The organism is Gulosibacter sp., assembly GCF_052090685.1.
In the GTDB taxonomy this organism is placed as follows: domain Bacteria; phylum Actinomycetota; class Actinomycetes; order Actinomycetales; family Microbacteriaceae; genus Gulosibacter.
In genome coordinates, this window is the sequence record NZ_JBQDBE010000010.1 from 88,605 (window position 1) to 111,418 (window position 22,814).

General features: G+C 59.6%; 24 protein-coding genes and 2 tRNA genes. 12 read left to right on the forward strand and 14 right to left on the reverse strand.

Features of this window, described 5'->3' with window-relative positions; translation table 11 throughout:
- Nucleotides 1–48 precede the first annotated feature (48 nt).
- From ACTHXA_RS08430 to ACTHXA_RS08440, 3 genes are read right to left on the reverse strand one after another with little or no spacing between them, the layout of a single operon-like run.
- Nucleotides 49–498 (reverse strand): reverse transcriptase-like protein, encoded by a 450-nt coding sequence (locus ACTHXA_RS08430; RefSeq protein ID WP_441671309.1) that lies wholly within the window; start codon nucleotides 496–498, stop codon nucleotides 49–51.
- Nucleotides 498–1,232: a zinc ribbon domain-containing protein gene (locus tag ACTHXA_RS08435; RefSeq protein ID WP_441671311.1), complete on the reverse strand. Its 735-nt coding sequence runs from the start codon at nucleotides 1,230–1,232 to the stop codon at nucleotides 498–500. Before ACTHXA_RS08435 ends, ACTHXA_RS08430 begins: the two co-directional genes overlap by 1 nt.
- A gap of 17 nt (nucleotides 1,233–1,249) precedes the next feature.
- Nucleotides 1,250–2,089, reverse strand: coding sequence for a Nif3-like dinuclear metal center hexameric protein (locus ACTHXA_RS08440; protein WP_441671313.1), 840 nt, complete (start codon nucleotides 2,087–2,089; stop codon nucleotides 1,250–1,252).
- Nucleotides 2,090–2,128: 39 nt separating this feature from the next.
- On the opposite strand from ACTHXA_RS08440, the gene ACTHXA_RS08445 reads away from it, so the two are divergent.
- The 3 genes from ACTHXA_RS08445 (at nucleotide 2,129) to ACTHXA_RS08455 (ending at nucleotide 3,735) form a co-directional block, all read left to right on the forward strand.
- The gene (locus tag ACTHXA_RS08445) at nucleotides 2,129–2,623 is read left to right on the forward strand and encodes a PH domain-containing protein (RefSeq protein WP_441671315.1); all 495 of its coding nucleotides are present in this window, start codon (nucleotides 2,129–2,131) and stop codon (nucleotides 2,621–2,623) included.
- Between the two features lie 72 nt (nucleotides 2,624–2,695).
- The gene (locus ACTHXA_RS08450; protein ID WP_441671317.1) at nucleotides 2,696–3,232 is read left to right on the forward strand and encodes an adenine phosphoribosyltransferase; all 537 of its coding nucleotides are present in this window, start codon (nucleotides 2,696–2,698) and stop codon (nucleotides 3,230–3,232) included.
- Between the two features lie 146 nt (nucleotides 3,233–3,378).
- Complete coding sequence (locus tag ACTHXA_RS08455; RefSeq protein WP_441671319.1) at nucleotides 3,379–3,735, forward strand: hypothetical protein; 357 nt, start codon at nucleotides 3,379–3,381, stop codon at nucleotides 3,733–3,735.
- On the opposite strand, the gene ACTHXA_RS08460 is transcribed toward ACTHXA_RS08455, so the two are convergent.
- The 3 genes from ACTHXA_RS08460 to ACTHXA_RS08470 all read right to left on the reverse strand — a co-directional run bounded on the left by ACTHXA_RS08460 (nucleotide 3,732) and on the right by ACTHXA_RS08470 (nucleotide 6,201).
- Nucleotides 3,732–4,553, reverse strand: coding sequence for a YwaF family protein (locus ACTHXA_RS08460; protein WP_441671321.1), 822 nt, complete (start codon nucleotides 4,551–4,553; stop codon nucleotides 3,732–3,734). The genes ACTHXA_RS08455 and ACTHXA_RS08460 overlap by 4 nt on opposite strands.
- A complete protein-coding gene (locus tag ACTHXA_RS08465) occupies nucleotides 4,543–5,652 on the reverse strand; it encodes a DUF2207 family protein (protein ID WP_441671323.1) in 1,110 nt (369 codons plus the stop codon). The genes ACTHXA_RS08460 and ACTHXA_RS08465 overlap by 11 nt, the downstream gene beginning before the upstream one ends.
- A 117-nt stretch (nucleotides 5,653–5,769) precedes the next feature.
- The gene (locus tag ACTHXA_RS08470; protein ID WP_441671325.1) at nucleotides 5,770–6,201 is read right to left on the reverse strand and encodes an SRPBCC domain-containing protein; all 432 of its coding nucleotides are present in this window, start codon (nucleotides 6,199–6,201) and stop codon (nucleotides 5,770–5,772) included.
- 196 nt (nucleotides 6,202–6,397) lie between these two features.
- Here ACTHXA_RS08470 and ACTHXA_RS08475 point away from each other — a divergent pair, with 196 nt between their 5' ends.
- On the forward strand, nucleotides 6,398–6,694 hold the full coding sequence (locus ACTHXA_RS08475; RefSeq protein ID WP_441671327.1) for a DUF503 domain-containing protein: 297 nt from the start codon (nucleotides 6,398–6,400) through the stop codon (nucleotides 6,692–6,694).
- Here the strand turns inward: ACTHXA_RS08475 and ACTHXA_RS08480 are convergent, their stop codons facing one another.
- From ACTHXA_RS08480 to ACTHXA_RS08495, 4 genes are all read right to left on the reverse strand, one after another.
- Nucleotides 6,695–6,841: a hypothetical protein gene (locus ACTHXA_RS08480; RefSeq protein WP_441671329.1), complete on the reverse strand. Its 147-nt coding sequence runs from the start codon at nucleotides 6,839–6,841 to the stop codon at nucleotides 6,695–6,697.
- Nucleotides 6,838–7,260: a hypothetical protein gene (locus ACTHXA_RS08485; RefSeq protein WP_441671331.1), complete on the reverse strand. Its 423-nt coding sequence runs from the start codon at nucleotides 7,258–7,260 to the stop codon at nucleotides 6,838–6,840. Before ACTHXA_RS08485 ends, ACTHXA_RS08480 begins: the two co-directional genes overlap by 4 nt.
- 83 nt (nucleotides 7,261–7,343) lie before the next feature.
- Nucleotides 7,344–7,616: a hypothetical protein gene (locus tag ACTHXA_RS08490; RefSeq protein WP_441671333.1), complete on the reverse strand. Its 273-nt coding sequence runs from the start codon at nucleotides 7,614–7,616 to the stop codon at nucleotides 7,344–7,346.
- Entirely contained in the window at nucleotides 7,613–7,840 is a 228-nt protein-coding gene (locus ACTHXA_RS08495) for a hypothetical protein (RefSeq protein ID WP_441671335.1), read from the reverse strand. The genes ACTHXA_RS08490 and ACTHXA_RS08495 overlap by 4 nt, the downstream gene beginning before the upstream one ends.
- 269 nt (nucleotides 7,841–8,109) lie before the next feature.
- Between ACTHXA_RS08495 and dld the strand changes: the two genes are divergently transcribed.
- Nucleotides 8,110–9,819 (forward strand): D-lactate dehydrogenase, encoded by a 1,710-nt coding sequence (gene dld, locus ACTHXA_RS08500; RefSeq protein ID WP_441671337.1) that lies wholly within the window; start codon nucleotides 8,110–8,112, stop codon nucleotides 9,817–9,819.
- A 717-nt stretch (nucleotides 9,820–10,536) separates the two neighbouring features.
- On the opposite strand, the gene ACTHXA_RS08505 is transcribed toward dld, so the two are convergent.
- Nucleotides 10,537–10,613 (reverse strand) — tRNA-Val (locus ACTHXA_RS08505).
- A 113-nt stretch (nucleotides 10,614–10,726) separates the two neighbouring features.
- Entirely contained in the window at nucleotides 10,727–11,200 is a 474-nt protein-coding gene (locus ACTHXA_RS08510; RefSeq protein WP_441671339.1) for a redoxin domain-containing protein, read from the reverse strand.
- A 177-nt stretch (nucleotides 11,201–11,377) separates the two neighbouring features.
- Here ACTHXA_RS08510 and aceE point away from each other — a divergent pair, with 177 nt between their 5' ends.
- The 6 genes from aceE (at nucleotide 11,378) to ACTHXA_RS08540 (ending at nucleotide 19,127) form a co-directional block, all read left to right on the forward strand.
- Nucleotides 11,378–14,107, forward strand: coding sequence for a pyruvate dehydrogenase (acetyl-transferring), homodimeric type (gene aceE, locus ACTHXA_RS08515; RefSeq protein ID WP_441671341.1), 2,730 nt, complete (start codon nucleotides 11,378–11,380; stop codon nucleotides 14,105–14,107).
- A gap of 60 nt (nucleotides 14,108–14,167) precedes the next feature.
- Nucleotides 14,168–15,379, forward strand: coding sequence for a PucR family transcriptional regulator (locus tag ACTHXA_RS08520; RefSeq protein ID WP_441671343.1), 1,212 nt, complete (start codon nucleotides 14,168–14,170; stop codon nucleotides 15,377–15,379).
- Between the two features lie 79 nt (nucleotides 15,380–15,458).
- Nucleotides 15,459–16,379 carry an ACP S-malonyltransferase gene (locus ACTHXA_RS08525; RefSeq protein ID WP_441671345.1) on the forward strand — a complete coding sequence of 307 codons (921 nt, stop codon included), beginning with the start codon at nucleotides 15,459–15,461 and terminating at the stop codon, nucleotides 16,377–16,379.
- A gap of 38 nt (nucleotides 16,380–16,417) precedes the next feature.
- Nucleotides 16,418–17,425, forward strand: coding sequence for a beta-ketoacyl-ACP synthase III (locus tag ACTHXA_RS08530; RefSeq protein ID WP_441671347.1), 1,008 nt, complete (start codon nucleotides 16,418–16,420; stop codon nucleotides 17,423–17,425).
- Nucleotides 17,426–17,544: 119 nt separating this feature from the next.
- The gene (locus ACTHXA_RS08535) at nucleotides 17,545–17,796 is read left to right on the forward strand and encodes an acyl carrier protein (RefSeq protein ID WP_441671349.1); all 252 of its coding nucleotides are present in this window, start codon (nucleotides 17,545–17,547) and stop codon (nucleotides 17,794–17,796) included.
- 83 nt (nucleotides 17,797–17,879) lie between these two features.
- Nucleotides 17,880–19,127 (forward strand): beta-ketoacyl-[acyl-carrier-protein] synthase family protein, encoded by a 1,248-nt coding sequence (locus tag ACTHXA_RS08540; protein ID WP_441671351.1) that lies wholly within the window; start codon nucleotides 17,880–17,882, stop codon nucleotides 19,125–19,127.
- Nucleotides 19,128–19,236: 109 nt separating this feature from the next.
- Here ACTHXA_RS08540 and ACTHXA_RS08545 read toward each other — a convergent pair whose 3' ends face one another.
- Both ACTHXA_RS08545 and glgP read right to left on the reverse strand, forming a co-directional pair.
- Nucleotides 19,237–19,740 carry a DUF3145 domain-containing protein gene (locus ACTHXA_RS08545; RefSeq protein WP_441671353.1) on the reverse strand — a complete coding sequence of 168 codons (504 nt, stop codon included), beginning with the start codon at nucleotides 19,738–19,740 and terminating at the stop codon, nucleotides 19,237–19,239.
- Nucleotides 19,741–19,979: 239 nt separating this feature from the next.
- On the reverse strand, nucleotides 19,980–22,535 hold the full coding sequence (glgP, locus tag ACTHXA_RS08550) for an alpha-glucan family phosphorylase (protein WP_441671355.1): 2,556 nt from the start codon (nucleotides 22,533–22,535) through the stop codon (nucleotides 19,980–19,982).
- Between the two features lie 135 nt (nucleotides 22,536–22,670).
- On the opposite strand from glgP, the gene ACTHXA_RS08555 reads away from it, so the two are divergent.
- A tRNA-Ile gene (locus ACTHXA_RS08555) sits at nucleotides 22,671–22,744 on the forward strand.
- Nucleotides 22,745–22,814 lie beyond the last annotated feature (70 nt).

Genomic DNA, 22,814 nt, shown 5'->3' on the forward strand with positions numbered 1-22,814 from the left:
GAGGCTGTTCCCGCGCTCGTTCCGATCGCCGTCCTTGCCCCACTTCTACTAAAAGAGACTGGCCTCTTGCCCCGGGATCGGGCCCGCGAACTCATCGGGACGATCCATTGCGAGATTGGCGGCAGCATCCGCCTGCGCATTTTGCGCACGTGGGATCCACGTGAACGTGACCTGATTCCGACCGATCATCGATCTGGCGATCGCCGCGAGCTTCTGCATATCTGGGTGCTTGATCTTCCAGCGCCCCGACATCTGCTCGACCACGAGTTTCGAATCCATCCGCACGTCTACACTTGCGTGCTGATCGCGGGCGAAGGCCGCTTCCAGACCGACCACGAGCCCCGTGTACTCGGCGACGTTATTGGTGCATACCGGCAGTGAGCGGGAGATCGACTCGAGAATCTCCCCTGTATCCCCGTCGATGAGCACCGAACCCGAGCCCGCGGGCCCGGGATTGCCCCGCGAGCCACCGTCTGCTTCGAGAATGAATTTCGCCACTAGCTTGCTGATCTTTCGGTTCGAACGAGGATGGCGCCGGTGTCTGGGCAGAAGAGGACTTCATCTGCTGGTGCCTTGGTGATTCTGGCTAGGTCTGCCGTCTCAATGGTCTCTTGCGATGCGGTCGATACTTTACCAACGAGTTCGGCGGCGCCCACTCCGGCGCGTTTGCGGCGCTCTTCGTAGAGTGCGACAAGTTCGGCGGAAAGACTGTCGACGAGCGTTTTACGGTCGGTGGCGAGTTCCTTCGCCTCTTTCCGCAGATTTTCCCGCGCGAGATCACGCCGTTCCAAGAGATCCGCCGCTTGCGCTTCAATCTCACGCATTGCAGCGACCTTCTCGTCATGCGCCTCGGTGAGTGTTTCGACCTGTTCAAGCTGCGCCAGCTCTTGGTCGTCGAGGGTCTCCTGTCGCCGCGCAATCGTGTCGAGTTCCGCTTGCAGTGCCGCAATGTCCTTAGTCGAAGAAGCGGATGAGAGGCGCTTCTCATCGCGCGCTCGGCGCTCGGCTACCAATTTCGAATCTGACTGGATCGTCGCGAGCTCGGAGCGCGCATCCTCAAGGACACCGAGTGCCTCGGCCGCGGCAGCGCGTCGTGTTCGGCGATCTTGTTCGATTTCGACCAGGTGAATTTGCTCGGGCATATTCTTGGCGAGGTGCTGCAACCGAGCGTGCCGCGCATCGACCTGAGCAAGTTCGAGCAATCGCAGTTGCTCTTTCGGGTGTGCCTTCATCGTTCCATTCTCTCCTGTTATGCGTCCTGCCGAATGTGCCAGGACCAGGGGTCGGTATTCAGTGTCGATACGCGCACCGCAATATCAGGATGCGCTGCCGCGAGTTTTTCAGCGGCGCCCGCCAACCAGAGGTGTTCGCTTGCATAGTGTGCGGTGTCGACGAGTGCGGGTTTGCCACCGTTTATTTTTGCCTGCTCGCGCGCTTCGGATGCTGGGTGGTGGCGTAGATCGCTCGTGAGATACACATCGGCCCCGGTCACGAGCGGGTGGTTCAGGAATGAATCACCGGCACCCGAGCAACAGGCAACCCGTTGCACGAGCATCTCCGGGTCCCCCGCCACGCGCACCCCTCCGGCCGTGACCGGGAAGATTTCGGCGATTTTTGCGACAAATTCGCGCAGGCTGATTGGGTCAGGAAGGTCTCCGACGAGTCCTATGCCGCGCTCCGGTTGATCGACAAGCGGCTCAAACGGGATGCGGTGATCGGGCCCCTGCGGGATGCCGAGCAAATCGAAAATCGTGCCCGTGGGGCCGGACTCTACGACATCTGCGTTCGTGTGGGCCGCATGGAGCGCGCAGCCGCCGCGAATGAGCCGAGCGAGCAGCGCTCCCTTGTAGCGATCCTCGGCGATTGACGTCACACCGCGCAGCAAGAGTGGGTGGTGAGTGAAGAGCAATTGCGCACCCCAATCGAGGGCCTCATCCACGGTGCTGGAAACGGGATCAACCGCTAACAGCACTTTCGTGACCGCTGCGTCTGGATCACCTGTGGTGGTGCCGATCGCATCCCAGGATTCCGCACCTCGCTTGGGAAAGAGCATTTCAATCGTGGATTGCACTTCGCGCAGCGTGGTCATGCAGCCACATTACCTGTCACGCACAGTAGGCTTCTGGCCATGGGTCTTCCACGTCGCTTTCTCGGCGAAAACGAGAACGTTGTTTTTCACATGCGTACCCACTGGAAGCGCATCTTCGGTCATGTCCTGCTCGGGCTGCTCATCATCGCCGCCGCGGTGGCCGGCACCATCTTCATGCCCGCTGAGGCACAGCCAATTGCGTCCTACATCATTTGGGGTATCGCGGTCATCGCGCTCTTTCCGGCAACGATTTCACCGCTACTCAAGTGGTTGTCATCAACCTTCACCATCACCGATCGCCGCATCATAACCCGCACCGGAATATTGCATAAAAAGGGGCATGACATTCCCCTCGGTCGGATTTCGAATGTGTCTTATGAGCACTCAATGTGGGACCGCATTTTCGGTTGCGGGACGCTGATTCTGCAGACTTCCGCTGACGAGCCGCTCCACCTGGATGACATTCCGAGAGTCGAGCGAGTGCACGTGCAGATGACTGAAATGCTGTTCGTAATGGACCAAAACGACCATTAGCGTTCAGCCGAATCACCATCGCCAAGTTCTGCGCCCGATTCAACGCCAATCTCCGGAAAGTGAGCCCACAAAGTGACCACGGCACTCTCTCCTGAACTTCGCAAAGCAGAAGCACGCATCGTTGAGATTCCGGACTATCCGGAGCCGGGCGTGATTTTTCGCGATGTGATGCCGTTATTGAGTCATGCCGAGGACTTGCGGACCGTGACGCAGGCCATGATCGAACCATTCGCGGGCCAGTTTGACGCCGTGGCCGGCATTGAAGCTCGCGGATTCCTATTCGCGGGAGCGGCGGCCATGCTCGCCGGTGTTGGACTTGTCCCCATTCGGAAAGCCGGAAAACTGCCGCGTCCCGCGGCATCCGCCAAATACTCGCTCGAATACGGCACCGCCGAAATTGAAATGCACGATGACGTGGAACCGGGGACGCGGCTGCTCTTGATGGATGATGTGCTTGCCACGGGCGGGACGCTGCGTGCAGCCATGGAGCTGGTAGAAAAAGTTGGCTCGAAGGCCATCGGGATCACAGCCCTCATGGAACTTGACGGGCTTGGTGGCAGAGAGCGGCTTGGTGATGCGCTGCCGCTACACACGCTGTTCCGCGGCTAAAACGAGCTCACAATTCGGGGATCACGCCGGCTGATGCTGCTTTTCCGCGCAGAACCGCTGTCACTTCGGCTGACTCACCGGGAGCTGTAACAAGACTCCATCGTCACAGGCATACACTTTCGTCACACGAGCGAAAGGACCGCATCATGGGTATTCAGGAACGTAAGGCCGCAATTGAATTGCTCGCCGCTATTGTTCAGAGCATCGATGAGCGCGTAAAACGGCACTCGGTGGCGGAGGAAGCGAGCAGTCCCACTACCTCGACTCGGCTGACGATCGATCTCATTGCGATACGCGACAAGATCGCACTGGTCACTGGTGAACTGCTTGAGCCGACGACAGCACTGCACGTGAGTCGTGTTCTCGATCGAATCACGCACGCTGACTACGCGAATCATCCGCACAACCTCAAGGAACTTGTTGAACTCGGCAAGAAGCTCAGCGGGATTGTGAGTGATTTGCGGGTGATCGCGAATCGGAAGGAATTTGAGGGGCTCTCCTAACGGGACTCCGTATCCTTGCTCGGCCGCCTAGTTTTCATTGATGATTCTGCGCGGCTCTCGGGCCACCCTGTTTCTCGCACCGCGGGTGCTTTAGCGCCGCTCGGTGCGATGCCGAGCTTCGACGCCGTGCGGTTTCGGACGGCCATAAATGCCCCGGTCATCGCTCCCCAGACGACCGCGACAAGGACCACCTCCCAGAGTAGATAGGTCGGCCAGCCACCTAGGAGGTCGAGAGCGGATGCGCCATCGGGCTTTCTGTTCAGGTAGCCGTAGTTCGCACCGGTCAGGAGGTTGGTGGCGAGCGCGATAACTGCCCAGACAGCTACGGTGATGAAACTGATGCCGTAGCCGCGCCATGTCGGTCGCCAGCCTAATCCCCACACCAGGTAGATCGGGGCCCACATCACGAGGATGTGGAGACTCCAGTATGAGAAAAGGTGTGCCGCGACATCCTCGCCGTAGGGGATGTCTGGCGTGAGCATGGACATCACATTCAAGGTCAAACCCCAGAACACAGTGACGGCGATTGCCCATCGCTGCCGCGTAATGAGCGCAATCGAGGCAATCAGCCGCAGGACATCGGAGAGATGCAGCGGTATGGACTGCTCGGTGTCCCAGCGCTGCGGGAGCGCCCAGAACACGGTGAAGATGACGAAGTCTGCGAGCAGTAACCAGCCCATTATCGTCGCGACGCGCTCTGGGCTCTGTTGACCTTTCCGGCTTCGGCCGTACCACACGAGAACCCCGGCGCCGAGCGCCGTGAATCCAAGGATGATCCAGTGCCACATCCCGAAGATTGGGAACGCGCTAGTCGCCACCGCCACCACCACCGTCTCCTCCCCCGTCGCCGTCGGACGAGCTGTCGGAACTACTGCCGTCGCCCGCGCTGGAATCTACCGACGCAGCAAAATCTTCAAGCGCGCGGCCGAAATCACCAGCATCCGCGAAATCATTCCCCGTCGAGCCGTCACTGGTGTACCAACCCGGGTCACCGGATCCCCCATCCGCCCCGGAAATATGCGCGAGATCACGAACGAGATTTCCCCATTGCGGGAGAATATTGAAGATCGCAGCAAACGGGAGCAGCGGTTCGTAGAGCCGAAGGAGTTGTCCTGCGTGGTGCGGCTCGCGGTGCGCCGTAGCTGGCGCCTGCAACATTCTGAGCCGATCGGACTCGGCAATCGTCATGAACATCCGCAGCCCTTCGAGTTGCTCGAGGACGCGAAGCCCACCCTCGCTGAGCGACCTTGCGGATACGACCTTCCCCATCCCGACCAGAAACGCGATCGAGGTCAAGGAACACAGCCCTGCGAAGATCAGGGCGACGGTCTCGCTCTCGCGCTCGAAAGTCATGAAACTCAAACCAAACCCCGCAACGCACAGCACGACAATGGCCAGGATTCCCAAACAAGTGCCCCTGCTTTCCGAGCTGAAATATGCGGGGTCCTTCCGAACCGTTGAACTTACTTCGCCAAGAGTCCGCTTCGTGGTGCTTGGCAGGCGCCTCAACTCCACGAGTCCCGTGTACGTACCACCGAAGAATGCCTCAGCGACCCGGCCTGTCGTCCACGCAAGGTTCGGTGGAATTGGCTGCAGCAGTTCAACGCCCCACCGCGTACGGCGGCGACCTGGGCGATCGAACGCAATAATTCTCACGATCCGTTTCACGGCCAGGTCGAGGAGTTCGGAAGCGATCCCGTGCTTACCTTTCGGGAAGATTGCCGCTGCTTGCAGCGGCGACACGCCGTGCGGTGGTTCATACCTCGGATAGATTGTGCGACCGCGGATCGAGTTTCGCTGCTTGCGGCGAATCAGCGCGCCAACGAGCAGTACAACCTGCACAATCGCGATGAGTGCGAGAAAGATGCTCAGCAAGAGGTCCGAAGAGTCCGCGGCACTCAACTCAGTGTTCTCCAATCGTCTACCGTTTTGCCCTGATGCTAGGTGCCGAGCAAGAATCAAGTCTGACTCGAACGCCGGATCTCGCCGCAGAGCGAACTGCATGCGGCGCTCGTATGGATGGGTGAGTTCTTGCTAGAGGGTGGTGCAGCGTGCAGCGAGGAGTTCGAGACCAGCTTCCCAGCTTTGTCGATCTTGCGCAGCGAGGTCTTGAGCTGAACCCAAGCTTGCGTGGAGTTCGTCATATCCGGATTGTCGGACGGTAAAGAGGCATTTTCCACTCTCCTCATCACGACTCAGTTCAAAAGCGACGAGCGTCGCGCCGCCAGATTCCAGATCGGAGTTGGGCTCCAATGCGAGCAGGAATGAGAATCGCTGTTCGCGGACTACTTCCTGGACACGTCCGAGAAATACACCGTGCTCATCCCAACGAAATTCCACCCTGCCACCGACAACGGGGTCAATGTGAGCGCCACCAAATGCGTACCAGCCCCTGAATTCATCGGCGTTGATTATGAGTGGCCAGACATCTTCGACAGAAGCGGGCAGCCACACTGAAAGGTTCACCGTTACCGCCTCGGCATCTTCCCGTCGAGCGCTATTTGCAGATTCTTTGCAACTACCTTCCATTTGCCTCGCACTCTCTATTTGATCAGCAACGTGCGCGGAGTCTCGTGTCGGCTACGCGCTTGATGGCCTATCAGTCACTATTCGCCGCCAATTGTAGGTGCACGGTTGATGGCACGTCTGCGAAGCTGGAGGCATGTGGATTGGGTGGATTGAGTTCGACATCTTGTTGGGAGACGTAGCCTCGCTCAAGGCCAAGCGCTCGGTCGTGCGACCGATCATCGCCGAGGTCCGCAAAAAGTTTCAGGTCAGTGTCGCCGAAGTTGGCCATCTGGACCTGCATCGTCGGGCACTGATAGGCGTTGCGGTGATTGCCGCAGATCGAGCCCACGTTGTCGACGTGCTCGACTCGGTCGATCGGCTCGTTGCATCCCGTCCCGAAGTGGAGTTGCTCTCGGCCAAACAGCAGCTGCGCACCTCAGATGACGACTAATTAGTTGAAGAGAAAGGTCGTTGCGCAGGTGCCGAACAGCACCACGAAGAGCGCAAACATGCTGAGCGTCACCCAGTGGCGGGGTGCGAGATCCTCGGGTTGCTCATCGAGATTGGTGTCGAGCTCCTGCTCGCTGGGATTGCTCATTGGCCACTCACAATCGAATTGATGTCAAAGAAGAGACCGATCGCGAGGACGACGAACACGAAAGCGATAAACCAGGTGTACATCCATTTGCTCTTGTGGTCGCTAATCCAGAACCGACGGACGCTAATGATCCCGCTCACAACCGCGATCGCACAGAGAAGAATGCCGATTGGTGCCGCCACCGCACCAGAAATGTTGAGGATGGGGACGAGAATCGGGATGAGCAGATACATGATGATGCACCGCAATCCCGAGACTACGAGTGAAACCTGAAACCCGCGGTGCGCAACTCGTTGCGAACTGACCGACTTGTCGCGCACCTCCGCGCGCAGCAATTTGCGCATGAACCGGTCGATCGCCGGTTCGCGCCTAGCTGGTGCGACCGGCGATTCAGCAATTACCGGTGTACTCGAACTCAAGAATCTGCTCCCATATGCGTGACCAATTTGCCAAGCGAGTCGCTGGCCACAGCCTCGTCAAACTTCGATCAAGTATAGAGCGTTTATTCCCGCTCGACACAGCGACTGGCCAGAGCTTCAAAATGCTCTTCCATGAGTTCTAACTCGAACATTGAGAACGCCGTTCGCATCGCTTTCGCCTCTTCGTACCAGGCCTCGTATTGGTCGTCCTCGTAGCTCGCGGCGGCGAGGAGTTCGTGGATGGCTGAAAACTCCCAGAGATCAGCACTCTCCATGCTCATTTCCCTCGGGTCGAGTCCGGACTCGTCAAGATGCTCAATGAGTGTGCAAGCACTATCGACGTGGAACTCGCTCATATTCGCATCGGCGCTCGTGTCGAGTTCCTCTTCACCCCGAGCACGAGCCAGCCGAACAGCAGCCCGCCAACGATCCCGATCACCGCAGCCACTGCGATGATTCCCGCGAATGTTCCCCCACGCATCCCTTGACTCGGTGGCCGCGGCGGTACCGACTGGCCATAGCCCGGCGCTGAATACTGCGGCTGTTGAGGCGGCATTGCCCCGTACGTTGGCGTGCTCATGTACTCAATCTACGGGAGCTTGCATCCGATCCATATGCCTCTGCGACTGGCGACTCACGACATCGCCTCATAACCGAAATGCCAAGATCAACACACGCCCAGGCGACCTACATGCTGCACTTGGCTAGTTCATGCGCTGCAGATGCGCAGCGCCCACTAAGCTCGTGTTGTCCGCACCCTCGCCCACCCGCCGAGGTTCGAAGTACGAGTTGGCATGGGCTGAGGCACCGGGGCGATAACTGATGAGGATGGAAAGCGGCTTTTCTGATATGCACAAAAACGAGATCCAAGGCTCCAAGGCGACGCTGAACGCACTGGTCGACATTCTGGGGAAGGCGAATGTGCTGACCTCGGCTCGCGCGACCGCACCGTATGCACGCGGCAACCGGTTCGGATCAGGACAGGTACTCGCGGTACTTCGCCCCGGCAGCTTGGTCGATATGTGGCGAGCGCTCCAGGTGTGTGTGGATAAGGATCTCATTGTCATCCCCCAGGCCTCGAACACCGGTCTCACCGGCGGCTCCGGTCCCGGAGAACAGGACTACGACCGCGAAGTCGTCATTATCTCGACGATGCGGATCAATCAGATTCATCTAATCAACGATGCACGCGAGGCCGTTTGCCTGGCGGGTTCCAAACTCTATGAGCTTGAAGAGGTGTTGGCGCCACACGGGCGTGAACCGCATTCGGTGATCGGGTCCACCTCCGTCGGCGCGTCTGTGATTGGTGGAATCGCCAATAATTCTGGCGGCAGCCAGGTCCGTAAAGGACCGGCCTACACCGAGCACGCGATTTTTGCCCGGGTGAACGAAGACAAGAAGGTTGAGCTCGTCAACCATTTGGGTATCACCCTGGGTGATGATCCCGCACAGGTGCTGGATCGGCTCGAGCGCGGTGACTGGACGGATGCGGATGTCACGCCGCCGCCGGCAGATTCACTCGAGACGGAGTACGCCGATCATGTACGTGAGATCGCCGACTCCCCGGCTCGATTCAACGCGGACCCAAAGTTCCTCTATGAAGCGTCGGGGTCCGCGGGCAAGATCATGGTCTTTGCGGTGCGCACCACGACATTCCCCAAGGATTTCAACACCACCACGTTCTACATCGGAACGAACGATCCGGGTGAGCTTGAGGATCTGCGGCGCGAAGTACTTGGCGCTGATCGGCAACTGCCGATTTCGGGTGAGTACCTCGACCGTACAACCTTCGACCTCGCCGAAAAATACGGCAAAGACACCTTTGTCGGAATGAAATACGCGGGCAGTCGTCAGCTCCAAAAAATGTTCGCATTGAAGACCTGGGCGAACGGAGTCTTCGCGAAGCTGCCATTCTTCGGCCAGACCTTCGCAGACACGATCGCGCAGAAAGCCTTCGGAATCCTGCCACAGCAACTGCCAAAGCGATTGCTCAATTACCGTGACCGCTTCGAACACCACCTGATCATGGAGGTCGGGGTTGCGCAGAAGAAGGAGAACGAAGAGTTTCTTAAGGCTTTCTTCGCCGAACCGGGACGGGGTGGCGGATTCCTGGTGTGTAGTGAGGAGGAAGCAAAGAGCGCGATGCTGCAGCGCTTCGGTGCTGCTAGCGCGATTGGGCGCTACTTCAACCTCAACCGCGAGAAAGTCGGCGGCATGGTGACCTTCGATGTCGCGATTCGCCGCGACGACCAGGACTGGCTCGAAGTTCTGCCCCCCGAAATCGCGAATCAACTCGAGGTGAGCGCGTACTACGGCCACTTCTTCTGCCACGTGATGCACCAAAACCATGTGGCGAAGAAGGGTGTCGACACAGTTGAGCTCAAGAATCAGATGACCAAGCTGCTGACCGACCGTGGCGCGGCAATCCCTGCCGAACACAACTACGGCCGCCTCTACGACGCACCGCCCGCGCTAGAGGAGCACTACAAGCAGCTCGACCCGCGCAACGTGTTCAACGCCGGAGTGGGAAACACCTCCCCGCGGAGGAACTGGGGCTGATCCTACTTCGCGGGGGACGCAGTTCGTCTTCGTGTGGCCAACTGTCACCGTACTTCCGCGCTTCAATCTGAAACAGTGCCACGGGAGAGAACTCTCCGGGCGTGTCGTCGCGTGTCGCACCCCACCGTGGCACTCTTTCATGCGTCGGTGACTCACTGGAAAAACTAAATGACTCGGGGCATAAACCGTCGTCTATGCCCCGACTCATCGCATGGTTGGGCATTAATGGGCACTTCTCAAATCCCAGCAAGCCCCGCAGAACGTGTCATTAAGGGATTGAAGGCGCTAAGGCCACGTCCGTTGAACAACAACGAACCGAGGCGGCACGCCTCTATGAAAAGTGATTAACCCTCTGTCGAGTGGCTGACCGTCTAAGGGTGCCGACATTAGGCCGAGCCCGCAACCAGTGACCTCTCCCGAGGTTTCTGCTATAGGCAACGCATCAGCCTCCCCGGAGGCATTGACACGAGGCAACATTCGCCACCCACAGCCTTGGGCAAGCCTGCTAAGATTGTCCCAATCGTTCAGCCCGCCCAGCCTAGCTGGTGTGGGCTGGATCTCTTTCAGGAGGTTCACGCTGACGTGACACATCGAGTTAAGCCGTTCGCGACCATCAATGATCAGATCAATGTTGGGTTAAGCCCCAAACCCGTCGCTCCGCCTGAAAAACGAAATGAGCCGGGACATTGATTACAGACAATGTCCCGGCTCATCACATGGTGGGCCCTGAGGGACTCGAACCCCCGACCCTCTCGGTGTAAACGAGATGCTCTAACCAACTGAGCTAAGAGCCCCAACCTGTTGACCGGTGCGTTACCGCCGCGGTGCAACTTGGAAACTCTAGCACCTTCTTCCCGAGGCTGCCAATCGGCTCGAACGCATGCGATTGGAACCGTAAAAATGCTGGCTACTCCAAGCCCGCAGCCCACTCGAGGCCGTGCTCGTGCGATTCCATCGCGCGCTGCTCCCCCTCGCCACACGCGGCGGCAAGCACACGACTGCCGTCGGCACGAATCGCCCAGGTGTGCCGACTCGCCGTGCCCGTCTGGCCGTCAAATGCAGCACACGTCCTGGCGATCCGACCGTGCGGCCAGTGATCAGAGATCCCGACGAGGACTCCCCCCGGATCCACCTCGTTGAGCCAGGCAGCGAGTGTGGGAGCAGCATCACACGAGGACACCAGCAGCTGTACGCCAAGTTGGTCAGCGCGATACGCGAGTTGCACGAGTTCGGCAACCTCGTCTCCGCACACGGGCGTAAACGCGGCAGGAATAAAAGCGAGCAGTCGCGGTGTGCCCGGGCCAAGAACCCGAATTCGATCACCCCGATGTGTTGGGGCGTCGAGCGGCATATCAGCGGGTAAAGGAAGCTGTGTCGTCACGCATACAGTCTTCCCCATCACTTCCAATAAGTGTCCCAATTCCCAAAAACTTTCACGTTGAACTCAGCAGCTAAGCATCCTTACCGAGTTCAATCGCTAGGCTGAAGGTTGTGCCTGCCCCCCGAAACCCGGCCGCAGCACAATGCACCTGCGCTCTAGACAATGAAAGAGGTCAACATGGCTGTCAACATCCAGGATCCCTATTCGGAGGACCATGTCGACACCGACCCGCAGGAGACTGCGGAGTGGAAGGAATCGCTCGACGCCGTAATTGCTGAACGCGGAAGTCAACGCGCGCGCGACTTGATGCTGTCGCTGCTGCAGCGTTCGCGTGAACAGCACCTTGGCGTTCCAATGGTTCCGGTTACCGACTACGTGAACTCAATCGCGGTCGACGAAGAACCAGAGTTCCCCGGTGACGAGAAGATCGAACGTACCTACCGCCGTTGGCTTCGCTGGAATGCCGCCATGACGGTACAGAACTCACAGGATGCCGACATCGCCGTTGGCGGGCACATTTCTTCGTATGCCGCTCAGGCAACCCTGTACGAGGTGGGTTTCAACCACTTCTTCAAGGGATATGACCACCCCGAGGGGCCGGACCAGATCTATTTCCAGGGCCACGCGTCCCCCGGTAACTACTCACGCGCCTTCCTCGAGGGCCGACTGAGTGAAGACAACCTTAACGCTTTCCGCCAGGAAGCCTCCAAAGCACCTATCGGGCTCTCCTCGTATCCACACCCCCGCCTCATGCCGGATTTCTGGCAGTTCCCGACCGTGTCCATGGGGCTCGGTCCGATGAACGCCATCTGGCAGGCGCAAACCAATAAATACCTCACGAACCGCGGTATCAAGGATGTCTCCGGATCACACGTATGGGCCTTCCTCGGTGACGGTGAGATGGATGAGCCAGAGTCGCGCGGTCAGCTGCAGTTTGCGGCGAACAATAACCTTGACAACCTCACCTTCGTGGTCAACTGCAACCTGCAGCGCCTCGACGGCCCGGTTCGCGGTAACGGCAAGATTATCCAGGAGCTGGAATCCTTCTTCCGCGGCGCAGGCTGGAACGTCATCAAGGTCGTCTGGGGCCGCGAGTGGGATGCACTGCTCGCTCGCGACGAACACAACGAGCTCGTTAACCTCATGAACGAGACTCCGGATGGCGACTACCAGACCTACAAGGCGGAGTCCGGCAAGTTTGTTCGTGAAAACTTCTTCGGCCGGAAGCCGGAAACTCTGAAGCTGGTCGAAGATTACACCGACGATCAGATCTGGGGCCTCAAGCGAGGTGGCCACGACTACCACAAGATGTACGCGGCCTACAAGGCTGCCACCGAACACAAGGGCCAGCCCACGGTGATCCTCGCACACACCGTCAAGGGCTACGGGCTCGGCACCCACTTCGAGGGCCGCAACGCGACCCACCAGATGAAGAAGCTCACCCTCGACGATCTGAAGACCTTCCGCGACAGCCTGCAGATTCCGATTGCGGACAAGGACCTCGAGCGCGACCTCTACGATATTCCGTACTATCGCCCCGACGAGAACGACGAGGCGCTGCAGTACATGATGGAGCGCCGTCGCGAGCTCGGCGGGTTCGTTCCGGAACGTCGCTCCAAGTACACGCAGCTCGACCTGCCCGAAGACAAGTCCTATGCCCTCGTCAAGAAGGGTTCGGGCAACGCGCAAGTGGCAACCACGCAGGGATTCGTCCGGCTGTTGAAGGAACTCATGCGCGCTGGCGAGTTTGGTCGCCGACTCGTGCCGATCATTCCGGATGAGGCACGCACCTTCGGCCTCGACGCATTCTTCCCGACGGCAAAGATATACAACCCGCACGGCCAGCACTACATGGCCGTAGACCGCGAACTGCTCCTGGCCTACCGGGAATCACCGCAGGGCACGCTCATGCACGTCGGCATCAACGAGGGCGGCGCGGTTTCGGCGTTCACCGGCCTCGGAAGCTCCTACTCGACGCACGGCGAGCTCATGGTGCCGATCTACATGTTCTACTCAATGTTCGGATTCCAGCGCACCGGCGATGGCTTCTGGGCAGCTGCCGACCAGCTCACACGCGGCTTCATCATGGGCGCAACGGCCGGCCGCACCACGCTCGCGGGTGAGGGCCTGCAGCACATGGATGGTCACTCGCACCTCATCGCGTGGACCAACCCCGCGGTCGTCGCCTACGACCCGGCCTACGTGTACGAGATCGCGCACATTGTTCAGGCCGGTATTGAGCGGATGTACGGCGGCAAGCACGAAGATCCAAATGTCATGTACTACATCACGATGTACAACGAACCGATCTTGCAGCCCGCCGAGCCGGAGAACGTGGATGCAGAAGGCATCGTCAAGGGTATCTACTACCTTCGTGCCCCCGAATCGAACGAGGGCCCGCAGGCTCAACTCCTGGCATCCGGTGTTGGTGTGCCCTGGGCACTCGAAGCGCAGCAGATTCTTCGCCAGGACTGGGGCGTCGCCGCACACGTGTGGTCGGTCACCAGTTGGTCGGAGCTTCGCCGCGAAGCACTCGAGGCAGAAGAGCACAACTGGACGAAGCCGAATGAGGATGCGCGCACCCCGTACCTCGCCGACAAGCTGTCAAATTCAAAGGGCGTGTTCCTCGGGGTCAGCGACTACAACCACTCGCTGCCCGACATGATCCGCAAGTGGGTCCCTGGCGACTACGTCACGCTTGGGGCCGACGGCTTCGGTATTTCGGACACGCGTCCGGCTGCGCGCCGCTTCTACAAGATCGACTCCCACTCGATCGTCGTTCGTACCCTGGCTGAACTTGCTCAGCGTGGCGAGGTCGACCGTTCGGTTGTGCAGCAGGCGATCGAGAAGTACGACCTGCACAACGCGCAGGCCGGCACCTCGGGAACCGCGGGTGGTGACTCCTAAATCACATCCTGAGTCCACGTCCGAGCAAGCGAGGAAGGTGCGGGTTAGCCCGTTCCATATATGAGTGACAACACTGACCGTCAACGCGCAGTCGCCTGGCTGCGGAGCATCACCGGGGATCTGTCCACGAGTGTGCTCAAGCGAATGGAGCAAACGCTTCCCTGGTTCGCGGATATGCCGCCGGGCAGGCGCTCTGCCGTTGCGTTGGTCGCTCAGACCGGCATCACCTCGTTCGTATCGTGGTTCGAGGACTCAAATTCAGCTCCCTGGGTGGCAAAAAACGTCTTTGACGCTGCCCCCAGGGAACTGCTGAGGTCGGTCAGTCTGCAACAAACGCTGCAGCTAATTCACGTGGTCGTGGACGTATTCGAGGAACGCACTGTCTCCGCTCCCGCTGAGATTCGTGAGGGCGTCCTGCGCTATTCGCGTGACATTGCGTTTGCTGCCGCCGACGTATACGCCCGTGCTGCGGAACAACGTGGCCTGTGGGATGCCCGGTTAGAAGCGCTCGTCGTGGATTCAATTCTGACGGGCGAAAACGACACTGAGCTGCCCAGTCGCATTGCGGCGCTCGGCTGGAGCGGGCACGGTGAGGTGTCGGTGCTCGTGGGCACCACGCCCAAGGTCTTGGAAGTCGACCAGCTGCGTCGCACCGCCCGTCACAAGGAAGCCGACTTGCTCGTGGGTGTACAGGGCAACCGGCTGGTTCTGGTCATCGGTCGCGCCAAGCCCAGTGCCACGAGTGAAGAAGAAGTGATCCCCTTCGCTGATATTGCTAAGGCACTCGAGCCTTGCTTCGGACCGGGCCGCCTCGTGCTCGGACCGGAAGTCCCCAGCGTGGTCGAGGCATCCCGAAGCGCCCGCGCGGCACTTGTGGGATTCTCGGTAGCCTCCGCCTACCGCCGCCTGGAGCGGCCCGTGTTCGCCGACGATCTCCTCCCCGAGCGAGCGCTCGCTGGCGACCCGCTGGCAAGAAAAACCCTGGTGCAGCGGGTCTATACCCCGCTCGCAGATCACCAGTCGGACCTGCTCACAACGCTGTGGTGCTATCTCGACAATGGTCGATCCCTCGAGGCCACCGCTCGGGAACTCTTTGTACACCCGAACACGGTGCGCTACCGTCTCAAGCGAATTACCGAGATTATTGGTTGGGATGCTACCGGTGCTCGCGAATCGCTGGTGTTGCAATGCGCGCTTATTTTGGGACGAATTGCTGAGGGACAAAGCGCTGAGCCGACACGTCAGGTAAAGTCGCCTCGCCGACGTAACTAGCGCATCCTCACAAGGATTTACGGATTTTCTATGCGCTTCCCCATAAGAGAAGCGGCTCGACCCTGAGAAGATGGAGATTATGACTGTCGTGACATTCCCCGGCCAGGGGTCTCAGAAACCTGGCTTTTTGAGCGCTTGGCTCGAAGACACCGAAAGTCGAACCACACTTGAGCAGCTCTCCGAAACAAGCGGGATCGACCTGGTGCTCCACGGCACTGAGTCCGACGCGGACACGATCCGCGATACCGCGGTGGCGCAGCCGCTTATCGTTGCTGCCGGTATCCTCACGTGGGATGCGTTGCGCACTCACCTCGGCGAGCAACTGACGGATGTTGCGGTCGCCGGCCACTCGGTCGGTGAAATCGCGGCAGCCTACGCCGCAGGAATTTTTGACGCCGCTACAGCGATGCGGTTTGTGACCAAGCGCGCGCAGCTCATGGCAGAGGATGCGGCAAAGGTCACCACGAGCATGGCTGCAATCATTGGCGGCAATGAGGGTGACATCATTGAGCACCTCTCAAACCTCAACCTCTCCCCCGCAAACTTCAACGGTGCAGGTCAGATCGTTGCCGCGGGCGAACCTGCCCAATTGGAGGAGTTGCGAAAGAATCCTCCGGCCGGCACCCGCGTGCTGCCGTTGAAGGTCGCCGGTGCATTTCACACGCACTGGATGGCGGATGCGCAAGAAGCGTTTGCCGCGCTCGAGGAGGAATTCCCCGCAGAAAATCCAACTCGGCAGATCTACACCAACCGTGACGGCAGCGTGGTCACCGACGGTGCCGAGTATCGACGCTATCTCGTCGAACAGGTAAACCGCCCCGTGCAGTGGGACCTTTGCATGACGGCATTCCTCGAAGCTGGGCACTCGGGCTTGATTGAAGCTGCGCCAGCGGGCACGCTGGTTGGGCTTGCAAAGCGCGGCATGAAGGGTGTCCCCGCCGTGGCCGTAAATCTCCCGAGCGATATCGATGCCGCGAGCGAACTCATTCTTGGTGCGTAGCGCCTCACCACTGTTTGTTGAAAGGACAACCGAATACCATGACTCAAACTGCTGAGTTGCGCCAGGCCACCGGTCACCAATACACGCGCATCCTTGGGCTTGGTGCCTACCGTGGTGAGCATCGCGTCACCAATGACGACATTGCAGGCCCGATCGACTCTTCGGATGAGTGGATCCGACAGCGCACCGGCATCATCACACGGGCCCGTGCCGCAGAAGACATCAACATCATTGATATGGGCACGATCGCCGCGAAAGAGGCGATCGCAGCCGCTGGTATTGAGCCTGCGCAAGTGGGTGCGGTCATTCTCGCGACCATCACGAACGTGGTGCAAACTCCCGCGGCCGCGACACGCGTGTGTGACGCAATCGGGGCAACTCCGGCAGCGGCCTACGACATTTCGGCAGGATGTGCCGGCTACTGCTACGGCATCACCCAGGCGGATGCGCTGATCCGCTCGGGTGTTGCTGAGTACGTCCTGGTCATCGGCGCGGAGAAGCTGTCCGATGTCATTGATCCGACCGACCGGTCGATTTCATTCCTGCTCGGCGATGGCGCCGGTGCAGCCTTGATCGGCCCCGCGGACGAACCTGGCATCTCGGAGTCGGTAATTGGCTCCGACGGTGCAAAGTGGGATGCCGTGTCGATGAACCACGAGTTGCAAGAGTATCGCCGCGGCGAAACCGAGTGGCCAACGCTTCGTCAGGATGGTCGCGCGGTCTTCCGTTGGGCAGTCTGGGAAATGGCAAAGGCAGCACGTGAGGTGCTCGACCGAGCCGGCATCGAAGCATCCGACTTGGCCGCGTTCATCCCACACCAGGCAAATATGCGAATCATTGATGAGTTCGCAAACCAGCTTGGGCTGCCCGAAAGCGTGGTAATTGCGCGAGATATTGCCGAAACCGGAAATACCTCTGCGGCCTCTATTCCATTGGCTACCCACCGACTGCTGCAAGAGAATCCCGAGCTCAGTGGCGGGCTGGCGCTGCAAATTGGCTTCGGTGCGGGGCTCGCATACGCCGCACAAGTTGTGCGACTTCCCTAATCAGACACCGGGATTTCGATTCAAATCGGGATCTGTGGGGGAAGTCCGACAAACAGAACCACCGACCGGTCTTACAATTACTTCCGGTCATTGACTCAACCAAAAGGAGAAAGCAAAAAATGGCACTTTCAAAGGACGAGATTCTCGCAGGCCTCGCCGAGCTCGTAAACGAAGAGACCGGTATCGCCGCAGACACGGTGACCGGAGACAAGTCGTTCACCGACGACCTTGACATCGATTCGATCTCAATGATGACAATCGTCGTCAATGCTGAAGAGAAGTTTGACGTGCAGATCCCTGACGCTGAGGTTGAGAACCTTAAGACTGTTCAGGATGCGGTGGACTACATCGCAAACGCACAGGACGCCTAGTTCCTGTGCCGGTGTCGGGTGGGCGTAAACGCGCCTGACCCGACATCCCACCTGCTATTCGCCTAGAGGAAAATAACGAGTTAATGACCAAGAAGATCGTAGTAACGGGCCTCGGAGCATTCTCCCCGCTCGCCCCCACTGCCCGTGGCACCTGGGAAGCTCTGCTTCGTGGCGAGTCCGGCGCTCGTTCGCTGACAGACCAGGCCGAAAAGTACGACATCGACCTTCCCGTTACCTTCGCCGCGACGGTCAAGGAACCTGCCAGCGATCACCTTGAACGCGTGACCGCAAAGCGTTTGGACCCATCGAGCCAATATGCGCTGATCGCCGCCCGCGAAGCCTACGCTGACGCTGGTCTTGCACCCGATTCGGTGGAGCCCGAGCGCTTGCTTGTCGACTGGGCTACCGGCATTGGTGGCGTGTGGACGCTACTCGACGCGTGGGACACCCTGCGAGAGCGTGGCGCACGACGGGTCATGCCGCTGACCGTCCCCATGCTCATGCCAAACGGACCTGCCGCCGCAATCGGTATGGATCTCGGTGCCCGCGCTGGGATCCACACTGCGGTATCCGCCTGTGCCTCGAGCACGGAATCGATCTATAACGCCTACCGGCACCTGCAGTCGGGCGAGGTTGATGTCGTGATTGCCGGTGGCGCTGAAGCGGCGATTCACCCTCTTCCGATTGCTTCATTCGCGGCGATGCAGGCACTGTCTCGTCGAAACGACTCACCAGAAACGGCATCCAGGCCCTATGACGTGAACCGGGACGGCTTCGTTCTTGGTGAAGGCGCCGCGGCGCTCATCCTCGAGACGGAAGAGCACGCGCTTGCTCGCGGGGCACGGATTTATGCTGAAATCGCAGGCGGTGGCGTCACTGCCGACGCTTATCACATCACCGCTCCGGAGCCGGATGGTGCTGGCGCTTCCCGCGCCGTTACCGCCTGCCTGGAAGGCAGCGGTGCATCGCCAGAGGACGTCGTACACATCAACGCCCACGCCACCTCGACACCGGTGGGTGATATCGCCGAATACAACGCCTTCAAGCGAGTATTTGGCGACCGTGTCGATAACATCCCGGTCTCCGCGACAAAGGCATCAGTGGGCCACCTCCTCGGCGGGGCCGGCGCGCTGGAGGCCCTCTTCACCGTGCTCGCACTCCACGAGGGCACGCTGCCGCCAACGATCAATGTTGAAGAGCCGGACCCCGAAATCGGGCTTGACATCGTGACGGAGGCTCGCAAGGTCGAAGTGAAGCCCGGAGACATGGCGATCTCCACCTCCTTCGGCTTCGGTGGCCACAACGCGGTGCTTGGCATTCGCGCGGTCTAACCCGGCCTGCCGCTTATCGAATTGTGGCCCCGCATCCTGAACTGGATGCGGGGCCACAATCATTACTGGAGGGTAGGGCCGGCGCTTTGGCCTATGTCCTGGGCCGTGTCTAGCCGACGCGATGCATCCACACCACGGGGCTCTCGTCGCCCGCCGCGCGGAATGGCTCAAGTTCTTCGTCCCAGGCGTGACCCAGTGCGAGAGCGAGCTCACGGTGGAGTTCGGTGGCATTGCCGCTAGCGATCTCCATCGCGTAGCGCACGCGCTCTTCCGGAACGACGACGTTGCCGCTCATGTCAGTTTGAGCGTAGAAGATTCCCAGGCCCGGGGTGTGCAGCCAGCGACCACCATCCACACCGGGGCTGGGGTCCTCACTCACCTCGAATCGGAGGTGCTCCCAGCCACGAAGCTGGGATGCGATCGCGGCGCCGGTGCCCGGCGTTCCAGTCCAGGTGAATTCTGCGCGCACGGAACCGGGGATTACCGGTTGGGGAATCCAAGGAAGCGAAGCGGGTTCGCCGAGTGCGCGCCCTAGGCCCCATTCAACATGCTGGCAAAGCGCGCGTGGTGCAGAGTGCACGTAAAGTACACCCTGAGTGTGTGGTGCAGCCATTTTCTCCTCCAGTTTCACGGGTGGTACGTCTTCCCCTACGTCCATACGTGTGACTGAGGCCTTGCGGCGACACCGTCAATTATTGAATTCGACGATTAACTCTTTGTCACAGGAATTATGCCTGACATTAGTCCCAAATAACAAGGGTGTGATTCATCTGCGCGGCGTGTTTCCCTAAGGAAAACGATAAGAGGCCGAACCGAATGGATTCGACCTCCTATCGCGGTTTCCGCGGCTAACTATTTCGTGGGGAACCGTACCAAACCGAGTTCGGCGGGTGAACGAAGCAGCTGGTGTTTTGGCACCACGCGAATGGTGTAACCGATTTCACCTGGCTTATCGACTGGCAAATCCACCGCGAAATTTGCTTCGCTGCCGTTTGGAGCCATCTCAACGAGTCGAGGCGTAATCAGCTCACCGTAGTCATCAGTGACGCCGACAACCGCTTCCACCCGAACGTCATCGGTGGTCAGTGCACCGAGTTCGATCGTCGCTTCGAGTCGCACTTCTCCCCCGGCACGAGCTTCACCGTGCACGTTGCGGATCGAAGTGATCGAGACGGCCGACCAGGCTTCAGCCACCTTCTGCTGCCACTGTGCGTACTCGCGGGCATTCTCGAGCTTATTCGCGATTCTCGAGGTGCGGCCAGCCGGCAGGTAGAGCTCGGTGCAGTAGTCGCGAACCATGCGCTCGGCAGCAACCTGGGGCCCAACGATGCTCATCGACTTGCGGATCTTCTCGACCCACGCGTGCGGCACGCCGTGCTCGTCACGGTCGTAGAACATCGGCACAATCTCGTGCTCAAGGATGTCGTAGAGCGCCTGTGACTCCCACTTGTCACGCAGGAATGGATCGGCGTGCGCCGCACTCGGGATGGTCCATCCGAGTTCATCATCGCGGAACTCATCCCACCAGCCGTCGGAGATCGACATCGTGAGGCAACCGTTCATCACGGCCTTCATTCCGGAGGTACCGGACGCTTCCTGCGGACGAATCGGGTTGTTGAGCCACACATCCGAACCGGCGACGAGGAACTTACCCATCGAGATGTTGTAGTCGGGGATAAAGATGATGCGGTCACGGACCCCGGCATCATCGGCGTAGCGAATCAGCTCCTGCAGCAGTTCCTTACCGCCCATGTCGGCAGGGTGTGCCTTACCGGCGATCACAAACTGCACCGGACGGTCTGGATTTGTGAGAATGCGTCGCAGACGCTCGGGGTTCTGCAGCATCAGCGTGAGTCGCTTGTAGGTGGAGACTCGACGCGCGAAGCCAATCGTGAGGGCGTTGGGGTCGAGGATGTTCTTGGTCCAGCCAAGCTCCGCTTCCTGTGCGCCACGGTCTTCCCAAGACTTCAGGGAAAGGTCGCGGGAGCGCTCGACGAGTTCGCTGCGGAGTTCATTGCGCACACGCCAAAGCTCGGATGCGCCGACTGCGTCTGGTGCATTCCAATGGTTCGCGGTGGTGAGGTCACGGTTCCCACTCATCGCGGCGGTGATGGAACGCATCGGTCCGCGAACCCAGGTGCGGATGTGCACACCGTTCGTGATCGAGGTGATGGGCACTTCAGCTTCGTCAAAGTTCGGGTAGAGGTCCTTGAACATCCCTCGTGATATCGCACCGTGAAGTTTCGCGACACCGTTGGCGTACTGCGCGAGGCGTAGGCCTAGGTGCGCCATGTTGAACCGGCTCGGGTCATCTTCCGCACCGAGCTCAAGGGCACGGGCGACCGGCACGCCGGGTGCGAGCCTCGACTCACCGTTCTCATCTGCCTGCAGGTAGCGCTGCGCGAGGAGCATATCGAAGCGGTCAATGCCGGCGGGCACGGGTGTGTGGGTTGTAAAGAGAGTGGATGCGCGGACTACTGCGAGTGCGGTCTCAAAGGATTCGCCCTCGCGGATCAGCTGGCCCATTCGTTCAATACCGGCGAAGCCAGCGTGGCCCTCATTCATGTGGATCACATCAGGCTGCTTGCGGCCGTCGATTTCGCAGAAGCGCTGTACGGCGCGAAGACCAGCGACACCGAGTACGAGTTCCTGCTTGATGCGGTGTTCGGCATCGCCACCGTAGAGACGGTCGGTGATAATGCGGAAGTCTTCCGGGTTGGCTTCGATGTTGGTGTCGAGCAGCAGCAGTGGCGCACGGCCGATGTCGGCCTTCCATACCGCAACCTGTACCTCACGACGGTCGGGGTAGGTCACACTGACGTGCAGCTGTTCGCCCTGCTCGTCGAGCACGGGGCTAACCGCGAGGTCCTCCGGGTAGTGCTCGGTGTAGTGCTCCTGCTGCCAGCCCTCACGCGACAGCGTTTGTTCGAAGTAGCCGAAGGTGTAGAGCAGGCCGATGCCGATGACCGGTGCGCCGAGGTCGGAAGCCGATTTCATGTGGTCGCCTGCGAGCACGCCAAGACCACCCGAGTAGATCGGCAGTGACTGGTGGACACCGAATTCCATCGAGAAGTAGGCCACGGTGGTTTCAGCATCTTCGGTACCAGCGGTCTGCTTCTTGAACCAGCGGTCGAGGGAGCTATATGCCTCAAAGTCTTCGAGCTCTTGCTGCATCCGGTGAAGGAACTCGGTGTCCTTTTCGAGTTCCGCCACTTTGCTTGCCGGGAGGGACTTAAGCATTGTGATCGGGTTGTGGCCGGTTGTACGCCACAGCAGAGGGTCAATACCACGAAATAGCGCGTGAGCCTCATCCCGCCAGGACCAGCGGAGGTTCATCGCGAGCGTCTGCAGTGGCTGCAGCGATTCGGGGAGGAGCGGTGTCACTTCAAGCGAGTCATATGCCTTCACATGGCCAGACTACTCAAGGAAGTAAACTTCGCGTGACCTCGGAGTGGCTGGACAGCATTTCACGAATTTCGGACCGAGAACCATAGTGTCGGTTACGCACGAAGGTAAACTTCAGGCTAAACTTTTTTCGTTCCCGGGGTGATAGCTCAGCCGGTTAGAGCAGCGGACTCATAATCCGTCGGTCACGGGTTCAAGCCCCGTTCACCCCACGGGCTCGGCATCGGCCGAGAACCGCATGAACATGCGGAACACAGACGATAAGACCCCTGCCAACGTATC